This is a genomic window from Achromobacter sp. 01N37, assembly GCF_056399725.1.
In genome coordinates, this window is record NZ_JBFTRX010000001.1 from 454,937 (window position 1) to 480,566 (window position 25,630).

Below are 25,630 nucleotides of genomic sequence, written 5' to 3' on the forward strand. Positions count from 1 at the left end.
TGCCTTTGCCAGCCTGTCGGGCCAGACGCAGGGCGACCTGTATCAGCGCGCGCTTGCCGGCTTGCGCACCTACACCTACATCCTGGTGGACGGCCAGCAGCTGACGATTGACCAGATTGTGCCGACGGGCGGCCAGTGGTGGGGGTCGAACAGTTTCGACTCGATCCTGGTCACGCTAAAGTCGCCGTATGTGGGCGACCTGACCAGCCTGGACAGCACCGGCCATCACAACCTGAACATCGTGTTTGGCAATGCGGCCGGCACGCTGGGCGGGGGCGAGGTCACCGGCACGCAGAACGCCACGCGTCCCGTGGTGCCTGGGTCGGGCACGCCAGCGCCCGCGCTGGGCGCCAACGATCAGAACATTTCGGCCGACATCATCGCGGCAATTGATCAATACAACCTGGACCACCCGCAAGGCCAGATCAACACCGGCGCCGGGTCGCTGTACGCAAACCTGACGTCGACAACGCCGGGCAGCACCTGGACGGTCGTTGAGCGCACCATCACCAGCAACCAGCTTCAGCTGGCCGGCAATACGCTGGGCTGGTCGATACCGTCCGGCAATTCCGTGCAGGACTACAACCAGTGGATGAACAGCGCCGTCAATGGGCTGATTGGCAGCGAGATCACGTTCATGATTGACGGCGTCAGCTACAGGCGCCGTATCGAGTCCCTGAGCCTCGTCCAGGCCGACGGCACGCCGGCAACCAGCGTCTACAACGCGCAGAACCAGATTTCGATCACGTTCTCGGGCGCGGCTGTCTCGCTGAAGAGTTTCTTCGTGCGTAATGGCGCGAACATGGTCACGTCAACGCCGCTGCCGTCGCAACTGGTCTACGGCTTGACGGGCTTGGGCAAGGGCACCGGCTCCATGGCCGTCGCCTACACGATCCAACGCGGCTTTGGCGCCGCGGCGTTGAAGCAGGGCGTGTTGACGTCGGATACCCCGAACAACAATTGGGGCTGGTTCGGCACGAACCTGCTGCCGTTCTATACCTATACGGAAACGGCGGGTGCCGGGTATGCCGACTTCGTCGACATGGGCAACGGCTTCAGTTGGGATCTGACCAACGCCAACCTGAGCGATGTGGCGCGCACGCAGCTGGCCAACAGCATCAAGGCGCTGCTGCAAAGCGGGCAGTCGATCTCGCTGGCCGGGCTTGAGCTGTACATGACGAACCAGAACGGCAGCTTGCAAGGCCATGACCTGGGCGTCTACGACAACGGCACGCTGCACATCCTGACCATCGTGGATGCCGACGGCAATCCGTTGACGGCGGCCAGCCCCGACAGCGCTTGGCTGACCGGCCGCATCACGTTCACGGGCAAGGTGTATGCGCAGAAGTCCCAGTTGGAAGACCTGAACGTCTACCAGAACACCAACATCCACGACACGGCGACCTCCGGCGGCTATACGCCGACCTTGCAGGGCATGACGGTGAACGCCGGCATCCGCCTGGTGGACAACGGCTTTACGCAGCAGTCGCTGACGCAGTTTGGCGCCGCCACGCTGACCTTGCCGGGCACCGACCGCCTGGTGCAAGGCCAGCGCGTGGAGCTGAGTTTTGCGAACTCCACGCAGACCGCCATCTATTACATCCAGAGTGTGAACGGCCGTGTGGTCACGCTGTCGAGCAGCGTGGATGGCGCTTTCAACGGCGGCACGCCGGTATCGATTGCGCAGATCTTCGGCGTGGCAGGCAGCACGCCGGGCGCGGTGACGGTGAAGCTGCTGGACGCGGCCGCCAGCGGCGCGACCGTGTCTGCCGACAACGTCATCACGCTGACCGACATGAATATCGTGCCGGTCACGGATGCCAGTGGCCAGGTGACGGGCTACCGCGCCTTGCAGAACTACGACCGTGTCTACCTGAACGACGTGCGCGTGCAGATCGGCAAAACGGCCAGCTTGCAAACGAACGTTGCGTATTACGTGCTGGTGGGCGCCAACAACACGATTCAGCTGTTTGCGTCCAAGGAACAGGCGGTGCTGCATCAGCAGATTGAACTGCTGAACCAGACGCCCGAGGGCCGCGAACTGGTCAAGGCGCTGTTTACCGACGCCGGCATCACGGGCGAGCTGTTGCGCGGCTTTGCTGCGGCCGACGTGAACGGCATGTTCACGGTGTCCACGCACCTGTTCCAGACGCAGGCCGCCGGTTCGACGGCAGGCTTGACCGCGCAAATGCAGGCGCTGCACGAACAGCTGAAGAACCAGGGCTTTGACCCCAACTACCTGCCTGCCGCGCTGGATATCACGGCGGCGCAGAACCTGGTCAAGTCCACGCGCAACCAGATCGTCTACGACTACGTGGTGGACAAGGAACTGGCCCAGACCGCCGAATACCACAACTACTGGCGCGACCGCCTGGAGTCCGCCGCGGGAGCGGTGAGCTCGGGCCTGACGGCAGTGGGGTCGGGCAGCTTCAAGCTGGCCAACATGAACATCGTGGACGATGGGACGGGGCAATTGCGTGCGCTGCGTACCGGCGACGAGATCTATTTCCGCCAGTCCGTGGGCAATGTGCGGGCCGACACGGCGTACTACGCCATCGTGGGCGCGGACGGCACGATCCGCCTGGCGGCGTCGTTGGCCGACGCCATGCTGTACCAGACGGGGGCAGGGCAGAACGACGGCTTGCTGGCGCTGTATCCCAATATGGGCGAGGCCATCACGATGGCGTTTGACGCATCCAGCCTGAACGGGGCGGGCGTAGAAGCCTACACACGCACCTATACCGTGCGTGCGGATGCACCGGCGCAAACGGCGGCCGATATCGCGCTGTACGGCCAGACCTACAACGCGGGCCACTTCTTCTACTTTTCAACGGCCACGCTGCGCAACATCGAGAACAACCTGCTGTATCCGGTGTCGGCGGCCATCAACGAACAGGTGTTCGACGTGGACGGTGATACGGACGGCGCACCGCCCGCGGACCGCTTCCTGAACGTGAAGGCGGGCGGCGGCATCGTGTTGCGCACGTCGGGCCAGGGTTCCATTGGCGCCGAGCTGGGCGACTACACCCTGCAACTGCCCAGCCTGGGCGGCTTGTCGGACGACGAACGCGCCAACGTGTTTGACTCGCTGCCCGAGGCAGACAAGGCCATCTTGTCGCGCGCCAACGCGGTCAACCTGGCGGGCGTGTATCACACGCTGTATCGCTACATCGGCCCGGCTGGCACCACGCCGCTGGACCGTGCCAGCGTCGACTTCAGCGACACGAGCCTGTGGCAGCGCTTTGAGCCGGTGTTCTCCAACGACGCATCGCTGAAGCTGGGCACGACCTTGTCGGCCAATAGCGCGGTGCAGTTCCTGTTCGCCGACCGCTTCGGCCTGTACGAGAACAGCCGCGACGTCTTCATCTACAACAGCAAGCTGCTGGAAGGCGCGTCGGCGGCCGATATCAGCCAATGGCAGGCCAATGTGGCCGCCGCGCGCGCCAATGGCGTGCAGGTGGTGGATATTGGCAGCGGCTTCCTGGACCCGGTCTGGAAACCCGTCAACGTGCCGTACATGGCGCAAGACGGCGCCAGCCCGCAGGCGCTTGCCAGCGGCATGCTGGTGGGCGACATGCGCGACCCGCGCTACCTGACGCTGAAGCTCACGCGTTCGCTGGCGGTGCAGGCCGTGAACGGCGTGGTGTCCGCCTACAGCGACACCACCGTCGGCCTGGATTCGCCCAAGGGCAGCATCCGCCTGGGCGATATCCACGCCAAGGACGGCATCACCATCACGGTCAGCGTCCAGGGCGGTTCCATCATCGGCACCGATGCGGGCACGCTGGAAAGCGCCGGCCAGGTCAGCCTGGTGGCGGATCAGGACATCGTGGGCAGCACGCGGGACGCCAACGGCATCTATCAGTACGACGCCTCGAAGCATCTGCAACTGAGCCTGTCCGCCGGCCACGCGCTGTACGTGGAAGCGGGTGGCGTGGCGCGCGTGTCGCAGTTGGGCGCGCAGGACTTGAACCTGGTTCTGGCCAATACCAAGGGCACGGCGGCAGGCGGCTCGTCTTACCAGACCGACGCGAACCTGCGCGTGGGCCAAGTGGTGTCGGCCGGCAGCGTAACGTTGAAGGCGGGCTTGTCCATCCTGAACGCCACGTCCGAAGGCCAGCGCCAGTACGCCAACGTGGTGCTGTCTGACCTGAGCGCCGCCGAGCTGGCGGGCCTGGGCTACGTGCGCGAAGTGGCGCTGATCGCCGGGCAGTCGGTGGGCCAGATGGGGGCCGACGTCTCGCAGGAAGGCAGGCCGCTCTTGGTCAGCGTGTCGGCAACCGATACGCAGGCCACGGTGCGGGCGTCGGCCACGCAGGGCGTCAACCTGTATGGCATGCATGGCTTGCGCCTGGGCGGTATCGATGTGGTCGATGCCGGCGGGGTGCGCGGCGATGTGCGCATCTATGCGTTGGACGCGATCTTGAACGGCACGGCTTCGGGCCAGGCCGCGATCACCGCGCGCAACGTGTGGCTGGAAACGCTGTCCGGCACCATCGGGGAGCTGGGCTCGCCGCTGTTGACGGATATGTCGGGCTATCTGGTGGCGTCGGCCTTGGGGTCGGTGTCGATCAGCCAGCTGGGCGCGAATGATCTGGTGCTGGCGCGGGTGGAGTCGCGGTCACGCGATGAGGTCCACCTGAGCAGCGCTACTAACATCGTCAGCGACAAGACCGCGCATCCGGGCTTGTCGAACACGCGCAGCGTTGCGGTCGTGACCGGCGGCAGCCTGTTCTTTGTGGCGGGTGGTTCGGTGGGCGGCTACGTGCAGTCCGACACGGCGGGCGCGGCGGTCAACGACGCGCTGATCGTGGCGTCGGTGGGCGCGCAGTCGACCATCAATGTCAAGGCGGTTGGCGACGTGGCGCTGGTGCAAGTGGGCGCCGCCACCGATGCGCAAGGCGTGTCGCAGGCGCTGTCGTTCAACGTTGGCCAGATCAACGCGGCCAACGCCTGGCTGGTGGCGCGCTACGAAGGCGCGCAAGCCGGCACCTCGGGCGATATCGTTTTGGCGCCGGATGCGGTGATCAGCACCGTGGGCGTGCTGAGCCTGCTGGCGGGCAACAACCTGTCGGTTGCGGGCCGTAGCGGCTTGCAAGCAGGCGGTTTGATCCAGGCCGGCCAGCGCCTGAACCTGCGCGTGGACCGCGATGACCGCGGCACGGCCGGCTACGGCAAGGCCTCGGCGGTGGACATCAACGGCCGCCTGGTGGCGCCCGAGATCTATGTGTACGGCAGCGACAGCGGCAACAACACCATCACCTTCAGCAACACCGCCGACGTTGGGGGCGCGTTGGACGGTAATGACGCGTTGACGCAAGGCGTCTTGCTGGATATCACGGGCGGTTCGGGTCAAGACCAGATTCTGGTCAACGCGCTGCTGATCAATCAGCAGCAAACCACCCTGCGCACCTCGGACGGCGACGACACGGTCACGTTCGACGCCACGGATGTGCGCGGCGATATCACCGTGCTGGCCGGAGCAGGTGACGATGCTGTCACGTTCCAGCAGAGCGTTATCACTGGCACGCTGACGGTGGACGGCGGCGAAGGCGCCAATATCGTGCTGCTGGATACGGTGACGGTGGGTGTCGACACGTCGATCACGACCGGGGCTGGCGCGGATCAGATCACGGTGGTGGGCAGTGGCCTGACCGGCGCGCTGACGATCACGGCGGGCGACGGCGACAACACCTTGTTGCTGGACACCGTCACGGTGGGTGGCGATACCGCCATCACCACCGGCTTGGGCCTGGATGCGATTGTGCTGCTGGATAGCGATTTGACGGGCACGTTGACGGTGGACGCGGGCGAAGGCGACAACGTGGTGCTGCTGGATACCGTCACCGTAGGCGGCGGTGCGACGCTGCTGTCAGGCACGGGCGCTGACCTGATCACGTTGACGCACAGCGATTTCGGCGACGCTGTATCGGTGAATGCAGGCAGTGGCGATAACGTCGTGCTGCTGGACGTCGTCGCCATCGCGGGCGCGACGGCTATTACGGCGGGCGCGGGCATGGACCAGATCACCGTGCAACTGAGCGTGCTAACCGGCGCGTTGACGGTGAACGCGGGCAACGGCGACAACATCGTGGTGTTGGACACTGTGACGGTGGGTGGCGACACGTCTATCACCGCCGGGTCGGGCGATGACGTGATCGCGCTGGTGGATAGCGGCCTGACGGGCGACCTGACGGTCGTGGCCGGCAACGGCGACAACGGCGTCGTGCTGCAAACCGTGACGGTGGGCGGCGATACGTTCATCACTACCGGATCGGGCAATGACCTGATCGCGCTGGTGGACAGCGGTTTGGCAGGCTCACTGACGGTAAGCGCTGGTGAAGGCGACAACGTCGTCGTGCTGCAAACCGCGACAGTGGGCGGCGATACCGCCATCATGGCCGGGGCGGGCGTGGACGAGATCGCCTTGGTGGACTCGGATCTGGCCGGTTCCTTGACCGTAGACGCGGGCGGCGGCGGCAACGTCGTGCTGCTGGACACAGTGACGGTGGGTGGCAACACCGGCATCACCACCGGCGCAGGCGCTGACTTGATCACCTTGTCTGACTCCGATTTCCTGGGCCACCTGGCCGTGGACGCGGGCGCCGGCGACGACAAGATCTGGATGTCGCGCATTCTGTTGGGCGGCGGTGCAACCGTGCTGGCGGGCGAGGGCGACGACACGATCTACCTGTCGGCGCGCGCGCTGGCCGGCGGTATTTCGCTGCACGGCAATGATGGCAACGACCTGATCGTGCTGGATCAATTGCCGTCGCTGACCAGCCAGCAGAACTTGGCCGGCGTGACTGACCGCGTGGATGTGGATGGAGGCCGAGGCTCGGATCACGTCATCGTGAACCTGGCCGAAGCGCTGACGTCCATCTTGATCAACGTGCATGATTCCGACGACAACGGCCTTGAAAACCTGTCGGACGTGAACCATCTGACGATCAACGGCACCACGCAGGACGAGACTTTCCTGGTGCGCGAGCACTTCGTCGCGAAGATAACGCCGCAAGGGGCGGGCTACGCGAATGAGGTGCAGCGCGTGAACTACGACCGCAGCATGACGGGCGGGCTGCGCCTGAATGCGGTTGACGGCGGCGACCGCTTCTATATTGATGACACCAGCACTTATGTGGTCATCGACGGCGGCCTGGGTAGCGATGCGTCCAAGCACAACGAATACCAGGTCGGCCAGCTGTACGCGCTGGACCGCCAGTTCCCGAACGTGGGCGCGGGCGACCAGATCGACACGGTGCAAACCACGCAGGGCTATCTGTCACGCGGCAACAGCTTCGGCCTGACGCTGTACGGCGCGGAGAACAGCAGCAACGTCTTCCGCATCTACAGCAACGCCGCGCCGCTGGCGCTCTTTGGCGGAAAGCGCGATGACGAGTTCATGGTCTACGCGTTCAAGGAAGCGCAGCAACAGCCCAACGGCGAGCGCAACTACGTCATCAACGGCGCGGTGTCGATGGATGGCGGCGACGGGATCAATACCTACACCGTGCTGGGCTCGGAATACGCCGACGCTTTTGTGCTGACGCAAGAAGGCATCCGCGGCGCGGGGCTGAACACCAGCTACCAGAACATCCAGCGCGTCAACCTGGATGCGCGCGAAGGCAATGACCACATCTATGTGCTGTCCACGCGCAGCAATGTCATCACGACCCTGATCGGCGGACGCGATAGCGACACCTTCGATCTGTCGGGTGACGTGGCGGGCAACACCATCGTGACCGGCCGCGGCGGTTCGCGCGACGTGTTCGATGGCGCGCAGCCGGTCAACATCACGGCGCAGCCGGGCCAGCTGGACGCCAACGGCGGCAATACGCTGTCGCTGGCGATCAATCTGGATGCCAGCGTGCTGCCGCGCCCCGCGTCGGGCCAGGCGTATGTGTCGCTGAGCAGTGCGATGGTGGCGTCCGCCTTGTATGGCTCGCTGACGCAAGGCGTGGGCCTGAACGCGGCGGATTCGATGGCGGCTGCCCTGCAAAGCCTGCAAGGGCGGGGGCTGCTGCTGTCCACCGACGGCGGGCTGACCTGGCACCAAAGCGTAGTGCTGACGTTTGACGCCAACGGTGTCGGCGCGCAAGCGTGGGGCGCCATGCAGCAGGTGCTGGTCAAGGTGGAAGACGGCGCGGGCGCAGGCCTGCCGCCGCTGAGCCTGGCTGGCCTTGACTTGCACCTGTCGGCATCGCTCTTTACGACGCTGCCCGGCTTGCAAGACGTCGCCTTGCCGCCGATTCTGGTGCGCGTGGCGGACCCGGCCTATGCCGGCCCCGCCAACGAACCGGGCAAGGTGCGCAACCCGCGCGCAAGCGACCAGCCCATCATCACGGTGGACCCGGTAACGGGCATCAGCTACGCCAATTACGGCGACCAGCCGCATGACGTGTCGGGCATCCAAGGCACGCTGCTGATCGAGGGCGATACGCTGGACCGCCCGGATTACGACGGCACGCTGCACGCGGGCGTGGGCCTGCCAAGCGAGACCGATGGCGTGCTGGGTGCGCGCAATGACGGCGTGGCGTCCACCGCGCCCGTCAATGACCGCATCCGCATTTTCAATGACGGCACCACGGCCGGCCAGACTGGCATGCAGGATCAGGTCGACAACATGAGTGGCCTCGACCGCGTGTACAGCAACGCGCAAGCTGGCGACTTCGGCCGCATCACCGGGCTGGGCATGACGCCGGGCTTGGGCGGCGCGGGCGGCACGGTGTTGCAGACGAGCCAGGCGGGCACGCATGTGTTCGACCGCGGCATCGTCTTCCACGGCGTGCAGTCGGTGAACACGATGCTGGGCCAGGGCGATGACACCTACACGGTGCGCCACGCCACGGTCGGCACGGTCACGCTGGTGCAGGGCGGCGGCGGCAACAACCTGCTGGTGGCCGAAGGCAATACGGTGGGCGGCACGGACCGGCCGGTGCTGCTGTTTGGCTCGACCAGCCAGGACGACGCCTACTACACCGCCTTGCCCGGTCAACGCGTAGCTGGCCAGGCGCTGCACTTTGGCAACGGCGGCAACAACGTGCTGGACGCACGCACCACCACGCAGGGCGTCATCCTGTACGGCGGCGCGGGCAACGACGTGATCTATGGCGGGTTGGGCAATGACCTGATCGCGGGCGGCGGCGGCAACAACGTCATCCATGCAGGCCAGGGTAACAACATCGTGTTCGGCAACGCCGGCATGAACATCAACCTGGATACGCCGATGAACATGGGCGTGGCGGCGGTGGCCGACCAGCAGTCGCTGGCCGCGCTGACGCTGGTGCTGACGCCGCAGCAGGCGGCGGGGCTGGCGGTGGGCGCGTCGGCGGATGGCTTGTCGGCGGGCGCCAACACGATCACGGCGGGCGATGGCAACAACATCGTGTTCGCCAACTTCGGCCGCATCGTGAACGTGGAGCCGGTCAACTACCTGCGCAATCGAGGCGACTTCATTGACGCGGCCGCGCCGGGTGCGGACGCGCGCTATCTGTCGGGCGCCGGCCTGCAACTGCTGGAGACCATCAACCTGCCGTCGGGCGGCGTGAACACCATCACGGTGGGCGCGGGCCGCAATGCGCTGTTTGGCGGCATGGGCGACGACATCATCCGGGCGGTGGGCGCGGGCGGCTTCAACCTGATCGCCGGCGACGGCGCGCGGGCGGTGTTCACCGCCGCCGGCCGGATCGCTTTGTTCGAATCCACCTACCCGTCGGTGGGCGGCTCGGACAGTCTCTACAACAACGGCGAAGGCGTGATGATCGGCGGCATGGGCGCCGACCAGCTGGAAAGCGGCGCGGGCAACAACGTGATGTTTGGCGACAGCGGCCGCGTGGTGTTCGTCAACGACCGCTGGAGCCTGATCGAAACCGTCGATATCGCGTTTGGCGGCAACGACATTCTGTTGGCAGGCACGGGCGGCAACTACATGTTGGGCGGCATCGGGGCCGATAGCTTCCGCGGCAGCTTCTCAAAGGACGTGATGGTGGGCGACTTTGCCGCCATCTATATCGAACCGGAGAGCGGCCGCGTGGTGAACCTGACCCGCTTCGGCATGGGCGGCAATACGCCTGACCTGATCACCCGCGCGCTGGAGGATCTGTATTCCTGGAGCGGCAACTTCGGCCAATGGCAGCGCCCGGTGTTCGAGCCGCTGCTGACCCGCCCCAACGCGGGCGCGTGGTACCTGTCGGGCATGCGGGATGCGGTCAACAGCATCCGTCTGGGACCGGCGTCGCCAGACATCGTGATTGCACGCCACGACGGCGGACTTTCCGATTATGCTTCGTCGGGCGCGCCGGACGAGGTGTCCATGCGCACCGATCAAACGGTGCAGGACGGGGGTGGCCAGGGTTACGCCAGCGGCGCGAAAACGGCGCCGAAGCCAGAGCCTAAGCCCGCTCCGAAGCCCGCACAGGACGCGTCCAACCCGGCTGCTGATTTGGCAGGGCAGGAAGGGGCAGGACAGGACGGGGCAGGACAGGACGCAGCAACCCAGGACGCAGCGCCGCAAGGCGCGGCGGTGTCGGAATCGGATCAGCCGGCTGACAACGTGGCTGCCGCCGAGAACACCCACGCATCCACCACGGCCGAGCGCGTCGCCATGGCGGCGGGCGTGGGCATCCTGGGCTTGAGCGGTGCGTTGGGCAAGTCGGGCAACGCCACGGTCGTGTTCAATTCAAAAACCAATACCTGGGAGCCGAAGGCCAGCCGCAAGCGCGGACTGAGCGTGCGGCAGCCGGCGCTCACGGAGAGTGGAAGCAAGGATGAATGATGCTGTCGTGCCCGCGCAGGTGAAGCGCGCGGACCTGGCCTGGTGGTCGGCGCTGTCGGCCGCGAGCGACCGCCAGTCTTTCCTGGACGCCTGGCTCGCCTTGCAGGCGGGTCAGCTGCCGGGCGTGCGTCACGCGGCGCTGATCCTGGGCGAGCCGGACACCGGGCCATTTGAAGCGGTGTCGCAAACCCCGGCGGGCAGCCGCGCAGGCGCGGTGTTCTACAGCGCGGTGGACGAAGCCTTGCAGGGCCGCGAAGTGGCTGTGTCGGCAGATGCCAGCGGGCTGGTGGTGGCTTACCCCATCGTGCTGGGCGGCCGCATCCATGGCGTGGCGGCGTTCGAAACCCCCATGCAGGCGCCCGAACCGCTGGTGCAGGCGCTGCGCTGGGGAGCGGGCGTGTTGGAAGCGTGGCTGGTGCAGCATCAGGAAACCGATAGCGCGCAGACGGTCGAACGCTTGATGGTGGTGATCAATTGCGTGGCGCGTTCGCTGAAGGAAGGGCAGTTCAAGGATGTGGCGCTGACGCTGGTTACTGACTTGGCGACGCGGCTGGAATGCGACCGGGTCAGCATCGGCTTCCGGCAGGATGGCCGCAGCAAGGTCTACGCCTTGTCGCACAGCAGCCGGCTGGTGCAGAACATGAACCTGGTGCGCAGCGTGGCCGAGGCCATGGACGAAGCCATCGACCAGAACTCCACCTTGTGCGTGCCGCAGGACGAAGGCCGCACCATCCAACTGCGCGCGCACCAGAAGCTTGCGCGCGAATTTGGCAACCGCAACGTGCTGACGGTGCCGTTCGCGCCCGATGGCGACGCGCGCGGGGCGCTGGTGTTTGAGCGCCCGGACGACCTGCCGTTCGACAAAGCCAGCATCGAACTTTGCCAAAGCGTAGTGCTGCTGGCCGGCCGCGTGCTGTATCAGCGCTTGCAGCAGGAACGCCCGTTCTGGCGCAAGTGGCGCGATGCGGTGTTGCGCGAATCCGGCCGTTTGCTTGGGCCCCGCTACATTGGCCGCAAGCTGGCGGCCGTCGCGCTGGTCGCCTTGGTGGCGTTTGCCGTCTTCGCGCACGGCCCGTATCGCATCAGCGCGACGGCCACGGTGCAAGGCGTGGTGCAGCGCGTGCTGGCCGCGCCGTTCGATGGCTATATCAGCGATGCGTCCCGCCGCGCGGGCGATGCCGTGAAGCAGGGCGATGCGCTGGCCGCGCTGGACACGCGCGAAACCGAACTGGAATTGCTGCGCGCGGGCAACCTGGAAGTGCAGTACCGCCGGCAAGCCGAAGAGGCATCGGCGCGGGGTGACAGCGCGGCCTCCGCCATCGCCCAAGCCCAGGCGCGCCAAGCCATGGCGCAGATTCAGTTCTATCGTGAACAGATCCAGCGTTCGACGCTGCGCGCGCCGTTTGACGGCATCATCGTCAGCGGCGACCTGAGCCAGCAACTGGGTGAGGCCGTCAAGCGCGGCCAGGAACTGTTCAAGCTGTCGCCGCCCGATGGCTACCGGCTGTGGCTGGATGTGGAAGACCGCCTGATTGACGACGTGGCGGTGGGCCAGACCGGCCGCGTGGCGTTGGCCGCGATGCCAGACCGGCAGATTCCCTTTACGGTGACGCGCATCGTGCCGTTGGCGCAGGTGCAGGAAGGCAAGACCGTGTTCCGCCTGGAGGCCAGCCTGGAACCCCAGGCGGCGCAGGCGTTGCGCCCGGGCATGGAAGGCGTGGGGCGGATCGATATCGACGAGCGCCGCTACGTCTGGATCTGGACGCACGGGTTTTTTGATTGGCTCCGCCTGAAGTGGTGGGGCTGGTTCGGCTGATAAGAAGATGTCTGGTACCGCGCTCTATAGCAATTCCTGGCACCGGGTCAGCACGCTGCGCCCGCGGCTGCGTTCGCACATTCATATTCATCGCCACGTGTATCGCGGTGAAGTCTGGTACGTGATGCAGGACCAGAGCAATGGCGAATTCCATCGTTACACGCCCGAAGCCAATCTGCTGATCAGCCTGATGGACGGGCGCCGCACGGTGCAGGATATCTGGGAGATTGCCTGCGGCCAGCTGGATGACGACGCCATGCCGCAAGATGAAGTCATCCGGCTGATGGCGCAGCTGCACCGCGCTGACGTGCTGACGACCGACCGCGCGCCCGATGTGCGCGACCTGGTTGAACGCCGCAAGCGCCAGCGCATGCAGAAGATCAAGCAATACATCGGCAACCCCAGCGCGCTGAAGATGCCGCTGGTGGACCCCGACCGCTGGCTGACGCGCACGCTGCCTTGGTATCGCTGGTTGTTCACGTGGGTGGGCGCGCTGCTGTGGCTGGCGGTGGTCGCGGCTGGCACGGCGCTGGGCGCCATGCATTGGCAGACGCTGACCCACAACATCTGGGATCAGGTGTTTTCCACGGGCAATGTGCTGGCCATGGCGCTGGTGTATCCGGTGGTGAAGGCCATTCACGAGCTTGGCCACGCCTGCGCGGTGAAGGCGCGCGGGGGCGAGGTGCATGAGATCGGCCTGATGTTCCTGCTGCTGGTGCCCATTCCGTATGTGGATGCGTCGGCGGCATCCGCCTTTGCCGATAAGCGCTGGCGGATGCTGGTGGGCGGCGCGGGCATTCTGGTGGAGCTGTTCCTCGCGGCGGTTGCGATGATTGCGTGGACGCAGCTGGAGCCGGGGCTGGGCCGCTCGCTGGCCTATACCGTCATCATCCTGTGCGGGGTGTCGACGCTGTTCATGAACGGCAACCCGCTGCTGCGCTATGACGGCTATTACGTGCTGTCAGACGGCATCGAAATTCCCAACCTGGGCCAGCGGGCCAATGGCTATCTGGGCTATCTGTTCAAGCGCTACGCGCTGGGGCTGCGCGGCGTGGAAGCCCCGCGCGCGACGCCGGGCGAACGCGCCTGGTTCGTGGGCTATGCGCTGCTGTCGTTCTGCTACCGCATGTTCATCATGTTCCTGGCCATCTTCATCATGGCCGGGCAGTTCTTCTTCTTTGGCGTCCTGCTGGCCATGTGGGCGCTGTTCAACACGATCGTGATGCCGCTGTGGCGGCTGGGCCGGCAGTTCTATGCCGACCCGCAGATCCAGGCGCACCGTTTGCGTTCCTATGCCATCTGCGCCCTGTGCATCGCGGGCATCGTCGGGCTGGTGGGGGCGGTGCCGATGCCGTCGTCCACCGATACCGAAGGCGTGGTGTGGGTGCCGCCCACGGCGCAGGTGCGGGCGCCGGTGGCCGGCTTCGTGCGCGCGCGGCAGGCGGCGGATGATGCGCCCGTGGGGCTGGGCGCGCCATTGATGGCACTGGAAAACGATGAACTCATCCGCCGCGACGCCATGCTGGCCGCGCAGGTGGATGAATACCAGGCGCGCTATGTGCAGGCCTACGCGCAGAACCAGGTGCAGGCGGCCATCATGCGCCATCAATGGACCAGCTTGCAGACCGAGCGCCGCGCCATCCAGGAACAGGTGCAGGCGCAGCAGGTGCGCAGCCCGCACGCGGGCCGCTATGTGTCGGCGCAGCCCGAGGACATGACTGGCCGCTATGTGCAGCGTGGTGAGCTGCTGGGTTATGTGCTGACCGATGCCGAAACGGTGCGCGTGGTGGTGCCGCAGTCGAGCCTGGAGCGCATTCACCGGTCGCTGAAGGATGTGCGCGTGCGGCTGGTGCAGGACAGCGGGCAGGAATTCACCGCGCAGATTTCGCGTGAAGTGCCGGCCGCGACCGACGAACTGCCCAGCCTGGCGCTGAGCTTGCAGGGCGGCGGCAGCATTGGCGTGGACCCGCGCAAGTCCCAGGAAGGGCGGGCGAAGTCGTCCGAGAACCTGTTCGTGATGGACTTGCGTTTGCCCGAGGATGCGCCGCGTGCGTATTTGGGCGCGCGCGTGTACGTGAAGTTCTCGCACGAGCCCCGGCCGATTGCGCTGCAAGCGTATGACGCCGTCCGGCAGATGGTCTTGCGCCAGTTCCGCTTTTGATGCGCGCGCCCTGACATGCATGCCTTCGCCACCCTGAACCCGGACCCGCTCTATCCTGAAAAAGAGAGCGAGCGGCATCCGAACAAGCTCGAAGCCTGGGGCACGGCCGCCTTGCGCTGGCTGGGCAGAAAGCGCCGCCAGCCGCTGTCGCGAACCCGCCGCATCGTGGCCCGCGTGCACCGCGAAACTCAGGCGCTGGGCGACATTGACCTGGCTGGCGTGCGCCAGCGTGCGGACGAAATTGCCTATGACCTGCGCTGCAACGGCATCACCCCCGCGAGCGCCGCACGCGCGTTTGCGCTGATCCGGCAGGCGGGCCGGTTGACGGTGGGCAAGGCGCATTTTGATGTGCAGCTGATGGGCGGCTGGGCCATGCTGCAAGGCATGGTCGCCGAAATGAACACGGGCGAAGGCAAGACGCTGACCGCCACGCTGCCCGCCGCCACGGTCGCCATGGCGGGGCTGCCCGTGCATGTGATCACCACCAACGACTACCTGGTTGAGCGCGATGCGCAGATCATGAGCCCCATCTACGAAGCGCTGGGCCTGTCGGTGGCCTGGGTCAGCATGGAGATGGACATCCCCACGCGCCGCCAGGCGTATCAGGCGGACGTGGTGTATTGCTCGAACAAGACGCTGGTGTTTGACTACCTGCGTGACCTGATTGTGCTGGACGGCGGCAAGGACGAAGACGCCTTGCGGCTGGAACGGCTGCGGGGCGAACAGGGGCGGCTGAGTCAGCTGTACCTGCGCGGCCTGTGCTTTGCCATTGTGGACGAGGCCGACAGCGTGCTGGTGGATGAGGCGCGCACGCCGCTGATTATTTCAGGCGTGCAGGAAGACGACACTACCGACGTGACGCGCCAGGCCATGGCGCTGGCCGGCGCGATGGACCCCGCGCATTACCGGCTGCTGCGCGGCGAACGCCGGGTGACGCTGACGGAGCTGGGCCGCGAACATCTGCGCGCCGAATGCGCCGCCTTGCCCGCGCCCTGGAGCATTCCGTTTCGCCGCGAAGAGCTGGTGCTAAGTGCGTTGACGGTGCTGCACATGTACCGGCTGGACGAGCAATACATCATCCGCGACGAGAAAATCATGGTCGTGGACGAGTTCACCGGGCGCGTGATGCCGGACCGCTCGTGGGGCCAGGGCTTGCACCAGATGCTGGAGCACAAGGAAGGGCTGGCGCTGAGCGAACCGCGTTCCACGTTAAAGAGCATCAGCTATCAGCGTTTCTTCAAACACTATCTGCTCTTGTCAGGCATGACGGGTACAGCGGCGGAAATCCGTGCCGAACTGGGCCGTGTGTATGACCTGCCCGTGGTGCGCATTCCCACGCATCGCCGCTCGCGCCGCCGTCATGCGCCCGATGCGGTGTACGCCACCTTGAACGACAAGTGGGCCGCCGTGCGCGACCGCACCCGCGTCCTGCACGCGCAAGGCGTGCCGGTGCTGATCGGCACGCGTTCGGTGGCGGCGTCGGAACAGGTGGCGCAAGTGTTGCGCGAAGCCGGTCTGCCTGCGGTGGTGCTGAACGCCAAGCAGGACGCGGACGAGGCCGACATGATTGCGCAGGCCGGCCAGATGGGCAGCATCATGATCGCCACCAATATGGCCGGGCGCGGCACCGACATTCCGCTGTCGGACGCCGCGCGCGAGGCGGGCGGGCTGCATGTGATTCTGACCGAACGGCACGAGTCGGCGCGCATTGACCGCCAATTGGAAGGCCGCTGCGGCCGCCAGGGCGACCCCGGCCACGTCGAAGCCATTCTGTCTTGGGAAGATGCGGTGCTGGATAGCGTGGCGGGCAAGGCGTGGGCGAAGCCTGCGCAACTGCTGCGTTCGATGGGCGGGCATGGCGTGGCCGCCCGCTGGCTGCGCTACGCCCAGGCCCGCACGGAAAAGAAACTGGCCCGCGAGCGCCGCCATATGGTGGCCGCGGATGAAGAACTTGAAAACTCCTTGTCCTTTTCCGGGCAGGGGGATTGATCTCCACAACCCTATGACACATCGCCTACGCTTCTTTTGCTTTGGTCTATTCAGCGGCCTGATCGCCAGCGCCGCCGCGCAGGGCTTGCCGCCCGATGCGCGGCTGCCGGTGCTGGCGGAACCCGCCTTGTCCTCGCAGGGCGACACCCTGCAAACGCCGATGGCCTGCCTGATCGAACCTTTTCAGGTGTCAGAGCTGGGCAGTGCGTCGGCCGGTGTGCTGAGCAATGTGCTGGTGCAGCGTGGCGACGTGGTGAAGAAAGGCCAAGTCGTGGCCGAACTGAACACCAGCGTGGATGAAGCCACGTTGGGCCTGCGCCGCGCCGAAGCCGCCTACCTGGGCCGCGTCGTGGACCGCAACGCGGACCTGTTTAAACGCCAATTGCTGCCCGCAGGCGACTACGACGAGATGACCTCGCGCAGCCGTCAGGCGCAGCTGCAAGTGGCGCTGCAACAGGCGATTCTGGCTGAACGCAGCATCAAGAGCCCGTTTGATGGTGTGGTTGCCGAGCGCTATGCCGGGCCGGGCGATCGCGTCAACGACAACAAGATCGTCAAGCTGGCGCAGATCAATCCCTTGCTGGTCAAGGTAGTGGTGCCGGAAGGCTTGTATGGCCAGATCAAGGCGGATGCAGCCGCGCAGGTCACGGTCAATGCCGCCATCAGCGACAAGCCGCTGCAAGGCAAGGTGTGGCGCATCGACCGGGTGATGGATGCGGCCAGCGGCACGTTCACCGTGCTGTTGCGCGTGCCGAACGAGGGCAACACGATCCCGTCGGGCATCCGGTGCTCGGTCAAGTTCTGATGGCGCGCCTGGCGCGACGGCGCTAGGCGCGGGGTGCTGCCGGACGGCTAACCGCCCCGGTGGCCGCCGTGGTAACGGGGCGCGGACAAGTTGCGCGGGCTTTCTTTATGTTGCGCGGTAGCCATTGCCTTGCGGCGCGCCTCTTCTTGCAGATGCTCGGCGCGCGCGCGATCTTTATCGGCGTGCGGGGGCGTGTCGGCGGCGGGCGCCGTTTGCGGATGCGTCGTGCGGGAAGTCGGGGACGTCATGGTGCGACCCTCTCAAGGTGACGCGGCATATGCCGTGCATTCACGTTACGCCTGGCGTGGCGGGGCTTCCAGCGGTCAATTGCAACAGGCCGCAAAGGGTCGGACCCCGCGTGCGGCGGTTAGCCGGTAGACTGGCGAACGCCGCCGTGCTGATTTTCAGGACGCGGCGCCAATCAGACGCCGGCCCAAGCGGGAGACCCGGCGCGCATTACCAGGGGCATTTACGATCATGAAAATAAAAAAACTCATTGAAGAACGGCGCCAGGGCGACCGGGCCGCCGTCCGGGAAAGCGCCGATCCGTCGGACGCGGAAGCGCTTGCCGCGCTGGATCAATTGGACGGCGCAGAGTTCAGTTCCATCGCGTTTGTGACCGAAGACGAAACCGTCTTGGCGGTGGGAGGCGGCGCGGGCACATTCGTGGTGTCGATCACGCTGGACGACGACGCGCGCATCTATACGCTGATTGATCCGTCGCGCTCGGAAGATCATGACGAGAATGTGGTGGTGGGTGGCCAGTCAGGCAGCTACCAGCAATATCAGTGCGTGAGCCGCGAGCTGGCCGCGGCGGCCATCTTGTACTTTCAACAAGAAGGCGCGCCGTCGCCGGATTTGAAATGGGTCAGCGAATAGCCCAGCCGGCGCGCTCTGCCTGTTCGACAGGCGCCGCCGGCTTGACGCGCAGGGTCTAAACGACGCGCGTCAGCACTTTCTCTTCCCGGAACCAGCCGTCCAGGTTGGCCACCATCAGGTCGGCCATGGCGCGGCGGGTTTCGTGCGTGCCGCTGGCGATGTGCGGCAGCAGCACCACGTTGTCCATCGTGTTGAACGCATCCGGGGTGGCGGGTTCGTGTTCGAACACGTCCAGGCCCGCACCGGCGATACGCTTGCCCTGCAAGGCGCTGACCAGCGCGGCTTCGTCGACGACGGTGCCGCGCGCAATATTGATCAGCCAGCCCTTCGGGCCCAGCGCGTCCAGCACGCGCGCGTTCACCATGTGGCGCGTGGCGGCGCCGCCCGGCACGGCCAGCACCAGAAAGTCGCACTCCGCGGCCAGCGACTCGATGTCCGGCACGTAGCGATATTCCGCGGGGGCGTCGGCGCGCGGCTTGCGGTTCGTGTACAGAATTTCCATATCGAACGCGGCGGCGCGGCGCGCAATCTGCAAGCCAATATTGCCCAGGCCGACAATGCCGCAGCGCTTGCCGCTCATGCGCGTGCCCAGCGGAAAACCATCGTTGGGCCAGCGGCCGGCGCGCACGAATCGGTCGGCTTCAGCGATGCGGCGCGGCGCGGCCAGCATCAAGGCCAGCGCCGTGTCGGCCACGCAGGCGTCCAGCACGCCCGGGGTGTTCGTGACGACCACGCCGCGTTCGCGGGCGGCGGCCAGGTCGATGGTGTCGTAGCCCACGCCAAAACTGAAAATGCCTTCCAGCGCCGGCAGGGCGGTGATCAATTCGCGCGTGGCGCCAAAGCGGCCGCTGGTGGCGATGCCGCGTATGGACGCGCCGTGTTCGCGCAGCAGCGCGCTGGCGTCGGCGGCTTCCCAGAGGCGATGCACGTGGTAGCGCGACTCAAGGTCCGCCACCAGATCAGGCAGCAAGGGGCCGACCATCAGCAGGTGGGCGGCGGAGGAGGGCAGGGAATCTGTCATGGATACGGCTTATTTGGAAGGGGCGGTGAGATGGCCAGGAAACCGGGCCAATGAGGATGAGTTCGACGGCCCGAAATCGGGCCAAAGAGGTTCAGATTGACGGCCCGAAACCAGGCCAATGAGGTTCAGTTCGCGGTCCGAAACCGGGCCAATGAGGTTGAGTTCAACGGCCCGAAACCGGGCCGCCGGGGATCAATTGGTTTGGATATTGCGAGTCTTGATGATCTGCCCGTAGCGTGCGCGTTCGCTCGCAGCCAGCTCTTGCAACTGCTGCGGAGTCGAGCCGTGCGCCACGGCGCCTTGTGATTCCAGCTTGGTTTTCATGGCGGGGTCGGCGGTGATGTCGCGGATGGCTTGCGACAGCTTTTCAATGACGGCAGGCGGCGTGCCGGCGGGCGCCAGCACGGCCGTCCATGAACCCGATTGCGCGTTCTTTACCCCGGCTTCGTCGATGGTCGGCACGTCCGGCATGGCGGGCGAACGGGTGGCGCCGGTGACGGCCAGCGCACGCAGCTTGCCGCCGGTGACGTAGGGCATGGTCTCCAGCACGGAGGCAAACAGCATGTCGACGCGTCCGGCCATCAGGTCGGTCATGGCCGGGCCGCCGCCCTTGTACGGCACGTGCATCAAATCCACGCCGGTCGCCTGCTGGAAAATTTCACCCGACAAGTGCGGCGCGCCGCCCGTGCCGGAACTGGCGAACGTGTGCTTGCCCGGTTCGGCTTTGGCCAGCTTGACCAAGTCCGCCACGTTCTTGGCGGGCAGGGTGGTGGGCACGACCAGCACGAACGGCAAGTCCGAGAACAGCGACACCGGCGCGAACGCGGTGGCCGGGTCGGAATGCAGCTTGTAGATCCACGGGTTGATCGCCAGCATGCCCGAATTGGCGAACAGCAGCGTGTAGCCATCGGCCTGCGAACGCGCGACCAGATCGGCGGCGATCTGCCCGCCTGCGCCCGGCCGGTTGTCTACCACCACCGACGACGCCAGCTTGTCGCCCAGCGCGGCCGCCAACAGGCGTGCCGAAATATCGGTGCCGCCGCCTGGCGAAAACGGCACGATCAGATTGATCGGCCGCTCGGGGTAGCCGGCGGCGTTGGCGCTCCAGGGCAACGCGGCGGTGGCGGCCAGGGCCAGCGCCGCGGCGATGAGCCGGACGCGAGGGCGGGCGATGGGGGTTGTCTCCATGTCTCTTCTCTTTTTTTGGGGTGAATTTGCGTTGACAAGCGGCTTGCGCCGTGAAAAAACTGCGTGCTGCGGGGATGCTCCTTTGGGTTCTGCGGGCCGGCAGCCGCTTGCCAGGTGTCCGCTTGCGCGAAGGCTTGGCGATTGCTGGGCGACGGGGTCCGGCCGTTTTTTCGGAGTATAGAAACGGCTATCGATGGATAGCCGTTCGAGCTATAAATAGCATTGATCAATTCAAGGATTGAATCGATGGAGTTCCGTCAGCTTGAGTGTTTCATTGCGGTTGCCGAAGAACTGCACTTTGGCCGCGCGGCCGAACGGCTCTGCATGACGCAGCCGCCGCTATCGCGCCAGATCCAGTTGCTGGAACAGGATCTGGGCGTGACGCTGTTCGAACGCAATAGCCGCCAAGTGCTGCTAAGCGCCGCAGGCCGGCGCTTTCTGCGCGATGCGCGCCACTTGCTGGAATTTTCCGCGCGCGCGGCGGCCACGGCGCGGCGCACCTCAGGCGGCGAGGCCGGCCACATCACGCTGGGCTTTACCGCCGTGGCGTCGTACCGCTTGATGCCGTCGATGATCATGCAGGCGCGCAAGCTCTTGGCGGGCGTTGAGATTCAGCTGCGCGAAACGGTCAGCACCGATCTTGACCGCTTGCTGGTTGCCCGCGAGCTGGACGCCATTCTGGCGCGCAGCGTGCCGCAGCAGGCAGGCATTGAATCCCGCTTGATTGAACGCGAGCCCCTGGTGCTGGCGCTGCCCGCCGGATCGCCCCTATGCGAACACGAGACCGTGCCGCTGCGCCTGTTGCAGGGCCAACCCTTCGTGCTGTATTCGCCGCGTGAAGGGAAGTACTTTTATGACCGCATCGTGGGGGCGTTCGGCCTGGCGGATGTGCAGCCCGACTACGTACAGCGGGCGGGGCAAACCCATACGCTGCTGGCGCTGGTGCGTGCGGGGTTGGGCGTGGGCATCGTGCCGGATTCGGCGCGTGAACTGCGCTTTGAAGGCGTGGAATTCCGGCCGATTGGTCAGCGCAATCTGTACGCCGACATGTATCTGGCGTGGCACGCGCAGCACGACAATCCGGCGTTGGACGCCTTCCTGACACGCGTGGTGGGGGTGGGTGCGGCGGAAGACCAAGAGACCCGGAGCGATACGCCGGCCTGATTGCGCCAGCGCCACGCCCGGTGCTCTGCGTCTTGCTTACATCTGCATTTTCTTCTTGCCCAGCAAGGTCAGCGCCAGGCTACGGCCGGTGCGCATGAAGGGGTACAGCGCGGTCGACAGGCAGCGGTTGCGGAAGACGGCGGCGTTCACGCTATTGAAGAAGTCGTTGCCGGTGCTGAGCAGCGCCAGCCGGTTGATGCAGTCGGCGCCCCAATAATCCTGGCCGTCCAGATGCAGCAGCATGCCTTGGTTCAGGTCATACCCTTGCGCCTTGTAGGCCACGGCCAGATCGGGGCGGTCGCGCATATTGAGCAGCTCGATCGGGCCTACCGCTTTTTGCAATTGCAGCATCCGCACGTAGTTCGAGCAGAAGGGGCAGTCACCGTCGTAGAGCAGGAAGTTCTTGGGCGTGGACATGATGCTCCTTGGTTGAAATGCACGGGTCCATTAAAGCGCAACGGGCGGCGATGGGGGAATTCAGGCCAGCCGTTCGATCAGCCGCGGCAAGGACGCCGCTAGCAGCGCTACCCCGGATAGCGTCAACAAGCCCAGCACAATCTGCCGAAAGCGGGCCTCGCTGATACCGATATAGAGCTTGGCGCCAAGCAGCGTGGGCACGAGCATAGCGGGCGCCACGATGGCGAACAGCGGAAGCATGTCGCGGGTGACGATGCCCGTAGCAAGGTACGTGCCCATCGTCACGGCCAGCATCGACAGGTTGAAATTCTGGATGATGGCGCGCTGCTTGTCTTTTTCATAGCCGCGCAGCGTGCACCACAGCGTGGGCAACGTCCCCGAAAACCCGCCGATGCCCGCCAGCACGCCGCCCGAGAAACCCACCGCGCCGTCGGCCGCGCGTCCGCCCGCCGTGATCTTGGGGATGTTGCGAGCCAGCAGCATGGCCGGGCACCACAAAATCAAAAAGCCGCCCAGCATTGCCTTGAACCAGTCCATGTCCAGGTGGGGCAGCACGGCCACACCCAGCGGAATGCCCGCCAGCCCGCCCAGCACGAAGGGCGCCAATTGCTTGAGATTAAAGCCGCGCCGTACCGTGACCGCGGCGAGCACCTGGCCGACCAGCGCGCCGAACACCGCAAGAGTCGCCGCCAGCCGCGGCTCCAGCGCCCAGGCCCAGAACGACATGGCGACCAGCCCGAAGCCAAAGCCCGACAAGCCTTGCACAAATCCAGCGGCCACCGCCCCAACCACCACGACCAGATACACCGAATCCATCGTCATCCTCGAATTGTTATGGGTGCCTCGCGTGTTTCAGTGATCGCGGGCTGAAGGCATTCTGATTCAGACCCATAAGGAAAAAATTCGATTTCTTGATAGATGGATAAGGTGAGGCTAATGCTTGCGGGCGAGGCAGGCAGGGCAGGCAGCGCAGGCTGGGGGGCGGGAAGCAGGCAAGGCAGAAGAGACAAGGGAGGTAAAAATGATCAGGCCGGCGGACGGCGCAGTGGCGCGTCGCGGTCCTGCTGGCGCCAATTGGCGCGCAGTTCCGCGATGCGGCGCAGCGCCACTTGCGACATCTTCCACCAGCCAAACGGGCGCGGATCGGCCAGCATGCTCATCGCGCGGGCGTAGTCCAGCGTGAGCCCAGGCGTCCACGCCATCGTCACCGCGCGCTTGCGGATCTGCGACGCCACCCACAATTCCGGCGTCAACAACAAGCGAATCAGCACGCGCCAACCGGCCTGGCTGCCGTGCAGCCGCCCGACCACGCCGTCCAACGCGGCGTCCAAGGCGCGGGCGACCGAGCTTGAGCAATTGCGGTGCGTCAGGTTGTAGATGCAGGTCTGCCGATAGACGTTCCAGAACGCGGCAAGCTTTTCGGCGTCGTAATTGCGAATGCGCACGCGCGCGGTGGACGGGCACCAGGCTTGGGATTCGGTGGCGTAATCCGGCTGGTACACGCCGGGGATATCGTTTTCAGTCGTGGCGCGCAGCAGGTTGCCGAACTCGTCGGGCGAGCGGTCGATTTCGTCCTTCGGGTACAGGCTGATGTAAATGCCTTCGGGTGACTCCAGCGCCGCGTGGCCGGTAGAGATAACGCCGTTCACGTCCACCGCGGCAATGTAGCGGTCCACCACCGGATAGTTGCGCGTTTGCGCCTTGGCCGAACCCGACGGCGTCCACACATGCACGGTCAACGCGCGTTCGGAATCACTGGGCGGCCCATCCCACACCGGGGCCGGGGCCGCAGGCGATGCGGGCATGAAGTCGGACGAATCGTTTTCCGCAAAAGCCGGGTTGGATGCCAGATGCCGCACCCGCCGCGCCAGCCACAGCAGCTTGATCGCCGCAATGCACAGGAACAGGCCCAGGCAGTAGGGCACCGTGCCGACATAGTTCGTGGGGTAGGGTTGAAAGAAAAAGATGGCCAGCAGAATTTCGCCCATGCCGCCGGCAAACGCATAGCGCCAGCGGCTGTAGCGCACGACATACGCGGCCAGGCATTGCAGCACGCCGTCGATCAGGAACAGCAAGCCAAAGATCATCGACAGCACGAAGTGCCCATGATGGTGGCCAGCCAGAATCAAACCGCCTGCCAGCAACACGAACATCCCCTTGGCGTAGCGCAGCACGCGCTGCCCGCCCACGCCGCTGGACGCAATCAACAAGGTGGCCAGCCCTTCGATGATGAAGAGCACGGCGAACGCGTTCAGCGGAAAGTACAGGGCGTTGTCCAGCGCATCGACCAAGAGGAAGATGCCCGCCAAGAGAAAGATCACGCCGGCGCCCGCCAAAGCACGCCAACGCTTGCGCAGATAGGGAACTCCCAACAACAGCAATACGAGTTGTGGCATGCCAGCAATCCGGTTGAGGTGGGTACGGCTGAAGGGTTAGGTGGGTACGGCTGAAGTGGGTACGGCCGAAGTGGGTACGGCCGAAGTCAGCATCGTACCGAAACCTTGCCGTGTTGCCGATCCGGATTTCGCTGCGATCAAGCCGCTGCTTGCGCCGGCCAGGCCAGGCGCATCGCATAGCCGCGCACATCTTGCGGCCACGCTTCCACGCACTGAACAAAGCGGCTTTCGTCCCCCGCATACAGCGCCCGCGTGGCCTCTTCGAAGCCGGGCAGGTCGCCCGCTATGCTCGACATGAAGCGATACGCGGCCTCTTGCCGTTGCCGCTGCTGGTCTTGCGCTTCGTTGTCGCGGCGTGCCTGCTCCACCAGCTTGCGCAGCGCAACGGATGCGCCACCGGGTTGCGCGCCCAGCCAGTCCCAGTGACGCGGCAGCAGCGTCACTTCGCGCGGCACCACGCCCAGCTTGGGACGGCCGCGTCCGCGCGGCTGCGCGTTGGACGACTCGGCGACGTCTGCTTCCATCGGGGGCGCGCTGCCGGCCGCAGATGGCGTGTGGCGCGCGATGATGTCGGCATCGTCGCCGCGCAAATCCAGGTCGGTCTGCTGGCCGGTGCTGTCGTTGAACACCAGGGGGGTGCTGCTGCTGCTGCTGCTGCTGCTCGTGTGCATTGCACGCTTCACCGCCAGCGCCACGTCGGCGAGGGGGCCGGCGGCCAGAATGCGGTGGCCGTCAAAAGCGGTGTAGCGCGGGGTAGGGTGGGTCGTCATGATGTCCGGTTCCGATTCGTTTGATCTCAAATCAATCACGCTGCGGATTATGATCCGGGTAAAAATTATCGTCAATATAATCCGGGTAAAAAAATCGCCTTGTTGAATGTCGACAACAAGGCTATAAAACGGGGTCGGATTACCGGCGTTCTGGTGCCGGTTCAGCGGCGCCGCCGTCGCAAAAATTCCGTACAAACCTAGGGTCAACACCTAGGCAAAACATGCGGGCGGCGTATAATCTTGCTTTGCG

14 protein-coding genes (1 of these 14 only partly in view) are annotated in these 25,630 nt (G+C 65.4%); 7 read left to right on the plus strand and 7 right to left on the minus strand.

Features of this window, described 5'->3' with window-relative positions:
• The 5 genes in view from AC1DSJ_RS01980 to AC1DSJ_RS02000 are tightly spaced (at most 15 nt apart) and all read left to right on the plus strand, a layout consistent with a single transcriptional unit that may run on beyond the window.
• A protein-coding gene (locus AC1DSJ_RS01980) for a DUF4347 domain-containing protein (protein WP_476760262.1) crosses the window boundary here: on the plus strand, window positions 1–10,774 show its final stretch. It extends 21,485 nt beyond the left edge of the window; only the last 10,774 of its 32,259 coding nucleotides appear in the window; the start codon falls outside the window, past its left edge; the stop codon is at window positions 10,772–10,774.
• Window positions 10,767–12,590, plus strand: a complete 1,824-nt coding sequence (locus tag AC1DSJ_RS01985; RefSeq protein ID WP_054425459.1) for an efflux RND transporter periplasmic adaptor subunit — start codon at window positions 10,767–10,769, stop codon at window positions 12,588–12,590. Before AC1DSJ_RS01980 ends, AC1DSJ_RS01985 begins: the two co-directional genes overlap by 8 nt.
• A gap of 7 nt (window positions 12,591–12,597) precedes the next feature.
• Window positions 12,598–14,751, plus strand: a complete 2,154-nt coding sequence (locus tag AC1DSJ_RS01990) for an efflux RND transporter periplasmic adaptor subunit (protein ID WP_441370887.1) — start codon at window positions 12,598–12,600, stop codon at window positions 14,749–14,751.
• A gap of 15 nt (window positions 14,752–14,766) precedes the next feature.
• Entirely contained in the window at window positions 14,767–16,740 is a 1,974-nt protein-coding gene (locus AC1DSJ_RS01995; RefSeq protein ID WP_054425462.1) for a preprotein translocase subunit SecA, read from the plus strand.
• A gap of 13 nt (window positions 16,741–16,753) precedes the next feature.
• Entirely contained in the window at window positions 16,754–17,545 is a 792-nt protein-coding gene (locus AC1DSJ_RS02000) for an efflux RND transporter periplasmic adaptor subunit (protein WP_441370888.1), read from the plus strand.
• Between the two features lie 47 nt (window positions 17,546–17,592).
• Here the strand turns inward: AC1DSJ_RS02000 and AC1DSJ_RS02005 are convergent, their stop codons facing one another.
• A complete protein-coding gene (locus AC1DSJ_RS02005; RefSeq protein WP_054425465.1) occupies window positions 17,593–17,793 on the minus strand; it encodes a hypothetical protein in 201 nt (66 codons plus the stop codon).
• A gap of 229 nt (window positions 17,794–18,022) precedes the next feature.
• On the opposite strand from AC1DSJ_RS02005, the gene AC1DSJ_RS02010 reads away from it, so the two are divergent.
• Window positions 18,023–18,424, plus strand: a complete 402-nt coding sequence (locus AC1DSJ_RS02010) for a hypothetical protein (protein WP_054425468.1) — start codon at window positions 18,023–18,025, stop codon at window positions 18,422–18,424.
• A 55-nt stretch (window positions 18,425–18,479) separates the two neighbouring features.
• Here AC1DSJ_RS02010 and AC1DSJ_RS02015 read toward each other — a convergent pair whose 3' ends face one another.
• Together AC1DSJ_RS02015 and AC1DSJ_RS02020 are read right to left on the minus strand one after the other, a co-directional pair.
• Window positions 18,480–19,445, minus strand: a complete 966-nt coding sequence (locus AC1DSJ_RS02015) for a 2-hydroxyacid dehydrogenase (RefSeq protein ID WP_441370889.1) — start codon at window positions 19,443–19,445, stop codon at window positions 18,480–18,482.
• Between the two features lie 192 nt (window positions 19,446–19,637).
• Window positions 19,638–20,633: a Bug family tripartite tricarboxylate transporter substrate binding protein gene (locus tag AC1DSJ_RS02020; protein WP_342065770.1), complete on the minus strand. Its 996-nt coding sequence runs from the start codon at window positions 20,631–20,633 to the stop codon at window positions 19,638–19,640.
• A 246-nt stretch (window positions 20,634–20,879) separates the two neighbouring features.
• Between AC1DSJ_RS02020 and AC1DSJ_RS02025 the strand changes: the two genes are divergently transcribed.
• A complete protein-coding gene (locus AC1DSJ_RS02025) occupies window positions 20,880–21,797 on the plus strand; it encodes a LysR family transcriptional regulator (protein ID WP_054425491.1) in 918 nt (305 codons plus the stop codon).
• 36 nt (window positions 21,798–21,833) lie between these two features.
• Here AC1DSJ_RS02025 and AC1DSJ_RS02030 read toward each other — a convergent pair whose 3' ends face one another.
• The 4 genes from AC1DSJ_RS02030 to AC1DSJ_RS02045 all read right to left on the minus strand — a co-directional run bounded on the left by AC1DSJ_RS02030 (window position 21,834) and on the right by AC1DSJ_RS02045 (window position 25,380).
• Window positions 21,834–22,214: a DCC1-like thiol-disulfide oxidoreductase family protein gene (locus tag AC1DSJ_RS02030; protein WP_441370890.1), complete on the minus strand. Its 381-nt coding sequence runs from the start codon at window positions 22,212–22,214 to the stop codon at window positions 21,834–21,836.
• Window positions 22,215–22,274: 60 nt separating this feature from the next.
• Window positions 22,275–23,030, minus strand: a complete 756-nt coding sequence (locus AC1DSJ_RS02035) for a sulfite exporter TauE/SafE family protein (protein WP_175169172.1) — start codon at window positions 23,028–23,030, stop codon at window positions 22,275–22,277.
• Window positions 23,031–23,239: 209 nt separating this feature from the next.
• A complete protein-coding gene (locus tag AC1DSJ_RS02040) occupies window positions 23,240–24,610 on the minus strand; it encodes an HdeD family acid-resistance protein (protein WP_441370891.1) in 1,371 nt (456 codons plus the stop codon).
• Between the two features lie 137 nt (window positions 24,611–24,747).
• Entirely contained in the window at window positions 24,748–25,380 is a 633-nt protein-coding gene (locus AC1DSJ_RS02045) for a DUF2239 family protein (protein WP_441370892.1), read from the minus strand.
• Window positions 25,381–25,630 lie beyond the last annotated feature (250 nt).

What these genes read in the sequence shown, in the direction of transcription:
- AC1DSJ_RS02010 (WP_054425468.1), top strand. Translation starts at nt 18,023, where the DNA reads ATGAAAATAAAAAAACTCATTGAAGAACGGCGCCAGGGCGACCGGGCC.
- AC1DSJ_RS02045 (WP_441370892.1), bottom strand. Translation starts at nt 25,380, where the DNA reads ATGACGACCCACCCTACCCCGCGCTACACCGCTTTTGACGGCCACCGC.
- AC1DSJ_RS01985 (WP_054425459.1), top strand. Translation starts at nt 10,767, where the DNA reads ATGAATGATGCTGTCGTGCCCGCGCAGGTGAAGCGCGCGGACCTGGCC.
- AC1DSJ_RS02015 (WP_441370889.1), bottom strand. Translation starts at nt 19,445, where the DNA reads ATGACAGATTCCCTGCCCTCCTCCGCCGCCCACCTGCTGATGGTCGGC.
- AC1DSJ_RS02000 (WP_441370888.1), top strand. Translation starts at nt 16,754, where the DNA reads ATGACACATCGCCTACGCTTCTTTTGCTTTGGTCTATTCAGCGGCCTG.
- AC1DSJ_RS02005 (WP_054425465.1), bottom strand. Translation starts at nt 17,793, where the DNA reads ATGACGTCCCCGACTTCCCGCACGACGCATCCGCAAACGGCGCCCGCC.
- AC1DSJ_RS02025 (WP_054425491.1), top strand. Translation starts at nt 20,880, where the DNA reads ATGGAGTTCCGTCAGCTTGAGTGTTTCATTGCGGTTGCCGAAGAACTG.
- AC1DSJ_RS01995 (WP_054425462.1), top strand. Translation starts at nt 14,767, where the DNA reads ATGCATGCCTTCGCCACCCTGAACCCGGACCCGCTCTATCCTGAAAAA.
- AC1DSJ_RS01990 (WP_441370887.1), top strand. Translation starts at nt 12,598, where the DNA reads ATGTCTGGTACCGCGCTCTATAGCAATTCCTGGCACCGGGTCAGCACG.
- AC1DSJ_RS02035 (WP_175169172.1), bottom strand. Translation starts at nt 23,030, where the DNA reads ATGGATTCGGTGTATCTGGTCGTGGTGGTTGGGGCGGTGGCCGCTGGA.
- AC1DSJ_RS02030 (WP_441370890.1), bottom strand. Translation starts at nt 22,214, where the DNA reads ATGTCCACGCCCAAGAACTTCCTGCTCTACGACGGTGACTGCCCCTTC.
- AC1DSJ_RS02020 (WP_342065770.1), bottom strand. Translation starts at nt 20,633, where the DNA reads ATGGAGACAACCCCCATCGCCCGCCCTCGCGTCCGGCTCATCGCCGCG.
- AC1DSJ_RS02040 (WP_441370891.1), bottom strand. Translation starts at nt 24,610, where the DNA reads ATGCCACAACTCGTATTGCTGTTGTTGGGAGTTCCCTATCTGCGCAAG.